Raw genomic sequence first — 10,437 nt, 5'->3', positions numbered from 1 at the left:
CGACAACGACATCCGACTGTGGTTGGAAGAGCTGAATCGGATCGAGCTATCGCTGGAAAAAGAACGCGAAGAGAACGAAGACCCCAGCGGCAACGAAAACGAATCGATCGTTTAGCCCAGCAGGGCGGTGATCCGCAGGTTTTCAGGCAACTTGTTTTAGACGGTTGCCGGGCGAGTGAGCGAAGCGTAGCAGACCGCCGCGCGATCGCGATTCGGGCTCGCTTACGCGGCAGCTTTCCCACGCAACACGCGCAACCATTGTCTGGCCGATCGAAACAGCATCGATCGCGGTTGTGCCCGCGGCAGATCTTTCAGCTGGGTATCTGTGAAGGAAGCCAAATTGGCCGCGTGCTGTTCGGGCGTCAGCGTGTCGCGATCGGCATCGTAGACACATCCGATGAATTCACCGCCGTCGCGGGGAACGGGAAACGGGTGAACCTGTTCGCCTTGATATCGATACAGTTCGCTGTGGATGAAACAGTCCTGGCTGAAACGCGGATAGATCTTGTCGTTCAAGAAGTCTTGGTCGTAGCCCTTCTTTTGCGCCAGATTCCATTGCCCCAGCAGTTCGTTGATATCGGGGATTTTGCCTCCGCGACAGCCCCACATTCCACCCAGCATGACAACGCGATGGAGCGGATGATCGCGCATGATGTGTAGCGATTTGCCGCTGTCGATCCACTGGTCGACCGCCGCTCGCTCGCGTGCCGTCAGCCGCGAGTCGGTGTCGCGGACGATGACCGCATCGACGTCGGGTTCTCCCACAGGCAAAAAACGCCAGAACATGCCATCGATATTGTTCTGGCGAACCTTCGCGACAACCTCCGCGCCTTCGGCTTTTAATTGCTCGATGAGTGTCGCTGGAATCTCTTGTGAGGCGTAGATGCGAGTCGTCCACGTGGGAAAGTGAACTTTCTGCAGGCGGACATTTCTCAATGCGCCCTGCAGATAGATCGGATCGCTGCCGTACAGCGATAGGGAAATCAACCGTTTCATGCGGCCTCCGCCAAATGATAGGGGACAGTAACCCAGTTCTTGCAGGTAGCAGTTCCCAGGGCTCGACTTCCGTAACGGAACGCGTGCCAATACAGTTGCACGTTCTCGACATCTAGCGATTCGATCATGCAGCGGATCGAACTCTCCATGCAGTGGATCTCCTTGGCGCGTTCCAACAGCAGTCCCATGTGGAAGATGCTTTCGGTCACGTCGTTGCGGACGATCGGGATATCGATGTGTTCAGTCTTCAATTGGAAGCCCCGCGAAGGGTCGTCGTGTACAAACGCGTATTCACCCTCGGGGGCTAATTTGCGAAACACACGCTCTTCTTCTTCGAGATCGCGATGCCAGTAACATTGCGAAAAGCGATTTCCGTATGGCATTCCCAGCTGCAAATAGAACAGTTGGTCGAAGAACAGTTCGGGATGTGCCGCTTCCAGCGGTCGCATTGCTTTGTGTCCGACGGACAGAAAGTTGGTCGCCCGCTCGGCTCGCAACACGCGACGGACTTCCGGCGTTTCACGCTTCTTCTGGTCGATGCACCGCAATTCGATACGCGGATCGTCGCGGTACATCCACTCCACCATCGAACTGTAACTTTGTTTGCAGAAGACGCGTACGTTTTGCTCTTCCGGCAGTTGCGCCAGCAGGGCTCGAACCATGCCGTTGCAATGAATCATGTCACCCAGACCAAGATGGTGGTGGATGTACAAGTGAGGATTGCTGGGGTTCGAAACGCTTTTGTTCCGTAGACGCCATCGATTTGCAAACATTGAACTTAAACTCCTTCGCGGCTGCCACGGCATCCGATCGATCTGCAATTGTTACGCAGCCACTGTGGCGCGGGCAGCATTTCCCTGATACCGGTACAGGCAGAGTCCCACCGAATCCCAGCGTCCCTTGGTCCACCAGACGTTCTTCTGGTGACCGCTGAGTACTTCCAGCGGCTCCCAGTCGGAGGATTGTTCGATATAAGGTCGCACCTGTTCCGACTTGATCGAAATGATTTTCTTGTTGCGACCACCGATCAGTTCCCAGTCGTGCATGGCAAACAAGCAGCCGTGAGGGATCACTGGTTCCAGCCGCTGCAGGTCTTCCAAGGCAAGTTCTGGAATCTCGGGGCCGTCGAAAAACAACATGTCCGGAACGATGTTTTGTGCGATCAGTTCGTCGATCAATTCGACTGATTTCAGCGAACGGAAGTCGAGCGTTCCAGCAAAGCGATCCAGGAAATCTTGCGGTGGCTTCCGCATCGGATCGCAGGTGTACAGTTTACCGCCGTACTGCTTCAGAGCTTCGGAGAGATAAAACGTCGAACCGCCAACGCCCGCGCCAACTTCCAATACGACGCGCGGTCGATGGACCTGCATCCACTGAAACAAGCGTAAACGCTCCAATGGCAGCATCTCGCCGTCAAAGGGATTGGCGGGAAGCTCCCGTTTAATGACGGCTTTGGTGATCAGTTTTCGGAGCATCTTCGAGCCCTAGTCCGTGTAATGTTATGATTCGCGTTCCGCTAAATACCAAAACAACACCTCAACGAACAACACCAGATTGGTTATGCCGAAAAGTGACGATGGGCAGGCATTGCGTTTACGTCCCACCCTCCGGCCCAATCTCCCTTCGCTGTGTAAACGGATGCGTCTAGCAGACGGGAGCTGCATTTGTAGTGGCAAAGTCGAGATGTGCACTGAACGACAAGTCGCTTCAATTTGCTAGCGAATCGTTGTCGCCGCCGCGGCAGCGACAATGGGCTTGGCAGATGCTGCCTGTTTTGCGACTGTTATCCGACAGGAATTCGCAAGGCGGTCGGTTGCCGAGCTGAATTCGATTGCATAAATGAATTGCCAAAGGACTGCACGATGCGCGTTCTGATTTTCGAACCCCAGCACGCGGGGCACAATCTTGCTTACGTATCGCGGCTGTGTGAGGGAGTGCAAACGCTGGGATGCGAAGTCCATTTGGCAACGTCGCGGCAAGCGGCGGCATCGGAGCAATTCGAGCAACATCTGGGCGCGCGGCGGAACCTCCGCGTGCTGCCGCTCGATGGTTTCCATCAACGCTCAGGCAGCGGTGTCATCCGCGTTAATGGACCCAAAGGCGTTCGTTCCCTGCACCGCGGATTCTGGAACGCGCTGCAGGAAGTAAAACCCGATCACGTCTTTGTCCCATTCGGTAACCCGATCAGCAATTGGTACGGTCTGCCAAATCGTGTCTCGCGGTATCTGAAAGCAAACCAGATCGAGACCGAATTGGTTTTGCTGTTCGGCCGCTATGCGTATCCTCTGGACGGTCTGCGTTCGCGTTGCAAGCAGCGGTACGCCCTCTCGATGTTGCAACGCGGCCCTTGGACAAAGATCCACCACATTCTGCCGCACGCGGTGCGTGTGATCTCGTCCTTCAGTCGTCAACTGCAAGCCAAAACCAACTACCTACCAGACCCCGTCGATCCGCTGCCATCGATCGATCGCCAGCAGGCGAGGCAGTTGATCGGCGTGCCTGCTGACGGACGCTACATCACGATGATGGGGCTGATCGAAGAGCGGAAAGGCGTGCACCAACTGTTGGCCGCTTTTAGAACCGCGCTTCCTAATCTGCAACCCAACGATCGCGTTCTGCTCGCGGGAAAGGCAAGCGAAGATGTGCGGTTGGCGTTGTCCGAAAACTACGCCGACCTGGTGGCAAGCCAGCGGATCATTGCGTTGGATCGCCATCTCGACGGCCAAGCGTTTGGTGCCTCGTGTTGTGCTAGCAACCTGATCTGCACGCCGTATCCACGGCATCAGTATTCGGCGAGCATCGTGATTCAAGCGGCCGCTGCCGGCTTGCCGGTGCTTGGGAATGCCGTCGGTTGGATCGACGAAACGATTCGCACATATCAGCTTGGCACGACCTGCGACACAAACGATCCCGCCTGCTTTGCGAAGCAGTTGTCGATCGCTGTGAACACCAGCGACGACTTTACCCCTGCGGCCGACATCGACCAATTTGTGCAGCGGCACTCCGTGGACAACTTCAAAACGCTGCTAACCGCCCGCGTGCGAGAGCGATTGGGCGTTGCGGCCGGCAACGCCAGCCTGCTCGAACACCGCGCAGCCTCCTGATGAGTCTGTGTCGGGGACGGGAGCCCCAGTTGCCGCAGAGGAGCTCCGGGTAAGCAGCGCGTCGGCCGCATCGGGCGGTGCATTTATAATCACGTTGTTGCCTCGCTGGAGCTCTGTTAAGCTCGCCCAACGGTCGCAATGATCCATCAATATTTTACCGCTTGGCGGTCCCCGGAAATCGGAGAATTCACGGATGAATCAAACCCCGGTAGCATTGTTCATCTTCCGCCGTCCCGATTTGACACAGCGAGTTTTCGACGCGATCGCTGCCGCCAAGCCGGCGCAACTGCTGATCGTTTGCGACGGGGCGCGACCCGACGTGGAAGGGGAACAATCGCTTGTCGAACAAACTCAAGCGGTTGTCGCCAACATCGATTGGCCGTGCCAGGTGCACCGTCGTTACGCGTCCGAAAACTTGGGCTGTGGTCGCTGCATTTCCGAGGGGCTGCAGTGGGTCTTCGAGACTGTCGAAGAGGCGATCATTCTGGAAGACGACTGCTTGCCGAACCCCTCGTTTTTTACCTATTGCTCGGAAATGCTATCGCGGTACCGAGACAACACGTCGGTGATGGCCGTCTCGGGAACAAACTACTTCGATCAGCAACGCTTCAGCGAAGACAGCTACTATTTTTCCAAGTACTTCTGGTGCTGGGGCTGGGCATCGTGGAGTCGTGCGTGGAAGCATTACGATCGCACGATGAAAGATTACTCGACATTCCGCAGCGAAATTCTGCCGGAGTTGTGTGAATCGCGAGCCGAGTTCCGCTTCCATGCGAAGAATTTTGACCGTGTCGCGGCGGGGCGAATGGATACCTGGGACTATCAGTGCGCGTATTCGTTTTGGCGGCAGCGCGGGTTGTGTATTCATCCTGCGAAGAATCTGATCTCCAACCTCGGTTTTCGAGCTGACGGAACTCACACTGGTGCCGACGTCGACGCCGACGCCTGGAACGCGGAATTGCCAACTCATGATCTTGGGCCGTTGCGACATCCCGCCGCCGTGATTCGCAACGAAGCCGCCGATCGCTACCTGACGCAACACGCGCTACTGCATCCTCCCAAGCGGCGGCGCACGTTCGCCCAGCGGCTGCGCCGCCATGGAGCCCACCTCGCGAAGAGCTTCCGCAAACTGAGTCGACCTTTACGAAAAGCTGCGTAATCGATCGGCGATCCTATCGCAGATGGCCTCGCCAGGGCGAGGCGTTCTGTCGTGTTTGATTACCAGCGAATTTCGATCTGGCGGAATGGAGAACGCTGACAGATCAGATGCCGTTTCGTGGGGGATCACCTCAACGAAGCGAATCGCGAGCGAAGGGGAAAACTATGCGACCCAGCGGCGGAACGTTCTTGTGTTCTTGTACAGCAGACCGCTCCAAAAATTTGGATTGTACCACCGCGAACACATTCTAAATTCGGGGGTTTCCCAATCTTTTGCGGCGATCCTCGCCTCCATGACACGCGGATGTGAGCCTCGGAACGGTTCGCATGTCTTTAGGTTCCATGCATAAGCTTCTGCTTCGGTCTGTTCGCCAGGCGCCACCTGTCTGCCATCGTACAGGCTCGTAAAGTAGTCTGTTTTTGCCGCCATCGTCTTCGGCGGTTTTACATAACCGTAGTGATAGACCCATGCACCGGTGGACGCCGCAGCCAGTTTGCGATTCTCCACGGCGAACCCGCATGCATCCCCGACCGACTGCACTCCCACTCCCGCGCGTACGATCCTCACTTGCCGACGGTAGGGAAGCGGATCGCGAATGTTGTAGTCGGCGCGAAAATGATGGTAGCGGAACGATAGGCCCTCGATGCGAGGATTCTTCAGATGGCGTCGCATACAAGAACCGATGCGGTCGAAATCGGCTTCGTGAATGACTTCGTCGGCTTGGATGTAGAAACACCAATCGCCCGTGCAGTGCTGCAAAGCAAGGTTGGTTTGATCCGCGAGGACCGTACCGTTCTGCCGGCTCGTCTCATCCCAGACGGTATCGATGATCCGTATCTTTGGGGAATCGATCGACTGGATCAGCGCTCGCGTTCCATCACAACTCTCACCCACCGCGACGATCATTTCATCGACTAACGGCAGGACCGAAGTAATGCTCTCGACGACAGGATAGTCGTAGTGAATAGCATTACGCGCGATGGTGAATCCAGAGACTTTCATGGTTCAAACTTTGTGCTGCAATAACTCGAGGTATCCAATTAGCTTGAGATGCTCTTTCGCCGGGCCACATCATAACGACGATGTGACAACCATGCCCCACCGAAGTGGATGTTGGGGCTAGCGCTGTGATAGCGAATCTGCTGGGGAAAATATAGACCAATGAGGCGATGCTGTCGCCAGGCGTCTGCTGGCGAGTGTACGTCGACAGCGTTCCCAACCTTTTCAGCTAGGCAACAGATCGATCGGGCTGTATCAAAGCGAGGTCTTGAAGGGCAGGACTCATGATCCGGCGGGCGTAGACATCCGGTCCGTTGGTCTGTGCATAGAGAGCGGCTCCGGCGAGGGCCGCGTCGCCGATTGGATCAGCGTTTTCGACGCTTTTGCGAACCGCAGCGGCAATGCTTTCGCTTGTCCAATCATCGAATTGAGGAGTCTCTGGTTGGAACTCGTGGACAATCTTACCTACCGTGGTGTGCCGTGGCGCGATGACAACGCTGCCTTGGGAGAGCCCCTCGTAGCAGATTCCCGAGATCGCACTTTGGTACCGTTGGGGTTTATAAGGCAGCAGGATAACGTCCAGCCCGAGCAGCAGTTTCTCGTAGTCGGAGGGTGTTAGATCACGATGAACCAATTCGATATCGAATCCCTTCTGTTGAAGCGTTTTCAATTGCTCTAACGTCGCGGGATTCGATTCATCTTGGTGCTGGATAACCCATTGAATCTTGTGCTTTTGGTTGCCAAGCGATTCGATTATCGCGGGCAATAAATCAAACCCCTTGTGTTCGGATTGGTGACCGACGCTTCCGATCCGCAGCGGCGTCGAGCGGTGTTTGTGTTCTTGCCCGCGGCGAGAACGGACCGCGTAGGGCGAGGGCATGACCCCGATCTCAACGCCTGTCGATTGGGAGAGTAGATCCGATGTGCGCTCGTTCACTGTGATCGGCGCAAAGCGATCGAGTAGATTTGCTTGCGATCGCCGGCGTGCCGTAGCCGCCCGACCGTTCAGCCGCTCGAACATCGCTCGCAGCTGTTCACCATAAAAATAACGCTCGCTCGGTTCACATGGAAACGGCATCTCTGCCATAAAAAAGGGGGCTCCGCCTGGTAGAAACGCTTTCCCAATCGCCTGCAAAATTCCCTCGCAGACGACGGCGTTCACCGAATGGGCGTAGATCGCGTGTGGGCGAGTGCGTTGCAGGATCGGCAGCACTTCACGGCTGACGCGCGACGATGCCAGTTTCAAACGCATGCGATCGACAAATGCGTCGGGGTTCCGTTTCATGTTGCAATACACATCCTGCGAAAAGACCTTTTCGCCTTCGCAGGCGTCGGTCTTCTTTTGGGATATAGCAATCTGAACTCGATGACCTTGCGAACGCGCTGCCGATGTGATCGCTTCGCAGACGTTGGCATGATGTCCTCGATGAGAACGCAACGAGGAATCGATATACAAGAGCGTGGCGTGTTCTTTACATGCTAGCTGATTCAAACCGATTCCTCGCTTTCACTCTTCGCTTAGTCAAGCAGCACGCTGTTGCGGGGAGAGTTCTTCGTAATAAGCCCGTACGGTTCGCTCGACGCCCTGCCGTAAGCTGGTGGCTGCCGTCCAGTTCAATTCCGCTTTCGCCAGCGACACATCCATGACGCGTTTCGAAACGCCGGTAAAGCGATTTTCATTGTTGACGATCTGACCGCGATACCCGACCACATCGACGATCGTATCGACGACATCGGAGATTCGGTAGGCTCGCCCACATCCGAGGTTCACGATCGGAACCTCAGAACGCATCGCAGCTTCGATGATTCCGTCGGCGGCATCTTCAACAAACAGGAACTCACGCTCTTGGTTGCCACTTCCCCAGACTTCGACCGACGCTTGATTCGACAGCTTAGCGCGAACGAACTTGCCGATCAAAGCTCCCATCACGTGAGAGTCTTCGGCAAAGCTGTCGCCTGGTCCGTAGACCGTCGGCAGGACCACGCTGGTCGAGGTGAGGCCGTGTTCGGTGGCGTAAGCACGCTGCCCGATCAACTGCGATTTTTTGGTTAACGCATAAGCAAACAAATAGTCCTCAGGCTCGGTCCCGTAGACTTCCGATTCGTCGTGCGGTTGGTCGTGCGAGGGATAGATGCAGTAGGAGAGGATGCTTGTCATCTTGGCGGCTGGGAAGAATCGCTTCCAGGCCTCCAAGACGTTAACGTTCATCGACATGTTCACGAAGAACTGCGTCGCGGGATGCCGCACGGGCCAGTCTCCCGCGCGGTAAAGCGCCGACAAATGGATGATATGATCGCAATCAAACTTCCAGTGTTTGGATTCAAACCAATCGAAGGTTGACGTGCGGTTGGCGAGGTCGACCGTGCTGGTCCCCACCGGAATCATGTTGCAATCGTTGCCGAAACGGCTCCGCAGTGCATTGCAAAGCGACTTTCCGATGAATCCCGTCGCGCCGAGAATGATGACATTTTTCATAGTTCTAAGCAGCCCTCCGCTTGGTGTCGGCGGTCTGGATTGGTGTGGTTTGTGGTTTCAGCGCCGATGCGTCGAGGACTTGCAGCGATGGTACCGGCACGATGAACTTCCCGCCCGCTTCCAGGAAGCTGCGTTTCTTCTCGAGGAAGAAATCGAGGAAGTTCCAAGCCAAGACCAAATAGTAATCTGGCTGTTTCGCCAACGTCCGCTCGTCGACGACGGGGATGTGAGTTCCGGGCGAAACGCGTCCGATTTTGAAGCTGTTGACTTCCGTTAGGCAACTGACGAGATCGGGGCCGATGTCGGCATAGTTCAGTAGAGTCGAGCCCTTCAGGGGGGCTCCGAGCCCGTAGACCGTAGCGTCTTGTTCTTTGAGATCTTCCAGCAGCGACCTCAGGTCGGATGTATTTTTGGCGACGGCTTCGGAGAACTCCTCAAACGTCGACAATTTTTCCAATCCCGCGGCGCGTTCGGTGTTGATCGATTGTTGAACGCTGTCGGAAACTTGGTGAGGCGAGGTTTCTCGCGCCACGTACGCGACAAACGATCCGCCGTGGATCGGGTAGTTGGAGACGTCGAGGATCTTCATCCCATGAGCAGCAAACAGCTTTTGCAGCCCACTGATCGAATGAACGCAGGAGTGTTCGTGGTAGAAGTGATCGAATTGGCGTTGCTGGATCAAATCGAGCAGGTTGACGCCTTGGACGACAAATACCGTCTCGTCGGTCATCACGCTCAGCAGCCCTTCGACGAAATCGTGCAGGTCGGGAACGTGGTAAAAGACCGCTGTCGCTGAAATGATTTTAGGCTCGATGCCCAAGGTCTTGATGGCTTTAGCGGTCTCGCTGTTCCAGAACGCGCGGCAGGCGAGATGTCCGTTTTTGCGAGCTAATTCGGTAACGCGTCCGCCCGGATCGACGCCGATCGTGGTCATTCCCTCCTCGCGGAAACAGCTCAACAACGATCCGTCGTTGCATCCGATATCCAGCACGACATCACCAGCGCTGAGATCGAAATCCGTAACCGCCTTTTTCGCCATCTTGGAGAAATGTTCGACGACGGGGACGTTTAGTCCCGAGACGTAGGGGTGATCATCAAAAAGGACACTCTGCGGCGGAAACTCATCGATCTGCACCTGCCAGCACGATTCGCAGGTCAGCATCCGCATCGAGTAGGTCGGTTCGTTCTCGATCTGATCGGGAGTGATAAAATTGTTCCCGTTGGGTTGGGTACCGAGGTCCAAGAACAGCTTCAAATCGCTGCCGCCGCAATTCATGCAGCACTGGCGGGTAACGGTCGGCGTGCTGTCGGCCGCTGCTGGGCTATCGATCGATTGGCGCGCGTTCATTGCGGTCCTTCTGATTTCAAGAGTGCTCTAAAACAATTTTTTGCCGAAACGGGCTCAAGTCGACTTATAGATAGGCTGCGCATCGACAGCAAGAGCAATGGGAGCTTGTTGGTCCAGGATGGGGGGAGTGTACTGCAACAGAAGTCGAAGCGACGGTGGCTGATGCGAAGACGCGTAGCGCACAGGCGGGGCGCCGTTGTCGATTGGTGCTAGAGAGTGGGAAGCGGCGGGCGGTGTTCAGGCGGTGTGGGGTGCTAGCAACTCGCTTTCGCTCGCTGCGATCGCGTCGCGGACTGCGCTATCGAGAGGTTCCAGCGGGCAGTGCCACGGCCCTCGCCAACGGTTTCGGCTCGCG

9 protein-coding genes are annotated in these 10,437 nt (G+C 56.1%); 2 read left to right on the top strand and 7 right to left on the bottom strand.

All coding sequences use genetic code 11. The features are described 5' to 3' along the window. Positions 1-222: 222 nt before the first annotated feature. The 3 genes from ACN0TS_RS18625 to ACN0TS_RS18615 are packed head-to-tail and all read right to left on the bottom strand — an operon-like array spanning position 223 to position 2,471. Entirely contained in the window at positions 223-996 is a 774-nt protein-coding gene (locus ACN0TS_RS18625; protein WP_417260828.1) for a hypothetical protein, read from the bottom strand. Next, positions 993-1,769 carry a hypothetical protein gene (locus ACN0TS_RS18620; protein WP_417260827.1) on the bottom strand — a complete coding sequence of 259 codons (777 nt, stop codon included), beginning with the start codon at positions 1,767-1,769 and terminating at the stop codon, positions 993-995. Before ACN0TS_RS18620 ends, ACN0TS_RS18625 begins: the two co-directional genes overlap by 4 nt. A 51-nt stretch (positions 1,770-1,820) precedes the next feature. Beyond that, entirely contained in the window at positions 1,821-2,471 is a 651-nt protein-coding gene (locus ACN0TS_RS18615) for a class I SAM-dependent methyltransferase (RefSeq protein WP_145283335.1), read from the bottom strand. Between the two features lie 387 nt (positions 2,472-2,858). Between ACN0TS_RS18615 and ACN0TS_RS18610 the strand changes: the two genes are divergently transcribed. Then, on the top strand, positions 2,859-4,100 hold the full coding sequence (locus tag ACN0TS_RS18610; RefSeq protein WP_417260826.1) for a glycosyltransferase: 1,242 nt from the start codon (positions 2,859-2,861) through the stop codon (positions 4,098-4,100). A 193-nt stretch (positions 4,101-4,293) separates the two neighbouring features. Next, the gene (locus ACN0TS_RS18605) at positions 4,294-5,259 is read left to right on the top strand and encodes a glycosyltransferase family 2 protein (protein WP_417260825.1); all 966 of its coding nucleotides are present in this window, start codon (positions 4,294-4,296) and stop codon (positions 5,257-5,259) included. 162 nt (positions 5,260-5,421) lie between these two features. On the opposite strand, the gene ACN0TS_RS18600 is transcribed toward ACN0TS_RS18605, so the two are convergent. The 4 genes from ACN0TS_RS18600 to ACN0TS_RS18585 form a co-directional block, all read right to left on the bottom strand. Further along, on the bottom strand, positions 5,422-6,261 hold the full coding sequence (locus ACN0TS_RS18600; protein ID WP_417260824.1) for a glycosyltransferase family 2 protein: 840 nt from the start codon (positions 6,259-6,261) through the stop codon (positions 5,422-5,424). A gap of 226 nt (positions 6,262-6,487) precedes the next feature. Continuing rightward, positions 6,488-7,714: a hypothetical protein gene (locus tag ACN0TS_RS18595; RefSeq protein WP_417260823.1), complete on the bottom strand. Its 1,227-nt coding sequence runs from the start codon at positions 7,712-7,714 to the stop codon at positions 6,488-6,490. A 66-nt stretch (positions 7,715-7,780) separates the two neighbouring features. Beyond that, positions 7,781-8,734 carry an NAD-dependent epimerase/dehydratase family protein gene (locus ACN0TS_RS18590; protein WP_145283344.1) on the bottom strand — a complete coding sequence of 318 codons (954 nt, stop codon included), beginning with the start codon at positions 8,732-8,734 and terminating at the stop codon, positions 7,781-7,783. Between the two features lie 4 nt (positions 8,735-8,738). Then, positions 8,739-10,082 carry a class I SAM-dependent methyltransferase gene (locus ACN0TS_RS18585; RefSeq protein ID WP_417260822.1) on the bottom strand — a complete coding sequence of 448 codons (1,344 nt, stop codon included), beginning with the start codon at positions 10,080-10,082 and terminating at the stop codon, positions 8,739-8,741. Positions 10,083-10,437 lie beyond the last annotated feature (355 nt).

The sequence above is a fragment of the Celeribacter sp. genome (assembly GCF_048266405.1).
GTDB lineage: Bacteria > Pseudomonadota > Alphaproteobacteria > Rhodobacterales > Rhodobacteraceae > Celeribacter.
The sequence above is the reverse complement of the archived record's forward strand: the minus strand, read 5'-3'. Positions and strand labels throughout refer to the sequence as shown.

Excerpts from the sequence above, each read along its gene's own strand:
- ACN0TS_RS18590 (WP_145283344.1), bottom strand. The coding sequence starts at position 8,734 with ATGAAAAATGTCATCATTCTCGGCGCGACGGGATTCATCGGAAAGTCG.
- ACN0TS_RS18620 (WP_417260827.1), bottom strand. The coding sequence starts at position 1,769 with ATGTTTGCAAATCGATGGCGTCTACGGAACAAAAGCGTTTCGAACCCC.
- ACN0TS_RS18615 (WP_145283335.1), bottom strand. The coding sequence starts at position 2,471 with ATGCTCCGAAAACTGATCACCAAAGCCGTCATTAAACGGGAGCTTCCC.
- ACN0TS_RS18610 (WP_417260826.1), top strand. The coding sequence starts at position 2,859 with ATGCGCGTTCTGATTTTCGAACCCCAGCACGCGGGGCACAATCTTGCT.
- ACN0TS_RS18605 (WP_417260825.1), top strand. The coding sequence starts at position 4,294 with ATGAATCAAACCCCGGTAGCATTGTTCATCTTCCGCCGTCCCGATTTG.
- ACN0TS_RS18600 (WP_417260824.1), bottom strand. The coding sequence starts at position 6,261 with ATGAAAGTCTCTGGATTCACCATCGCGCGTAATGCTATTCACTACGAC.
- ACN0TS_RS18585 (WP_417260822.1), bottom strand. The coding sequence starts at position 10,082 with ATGAACGCGCGCCAATCGATCGATAGCCCAGCAGCGGCCGACAGCACG.
- ACN0TS_RS18625 (WP_417260828.1), bottom strand. The coding sequence starts at position 996 with ATGAAACGGTTGATTTCCCTATCGCTGTACGGCAGCGATCCGATCTAT.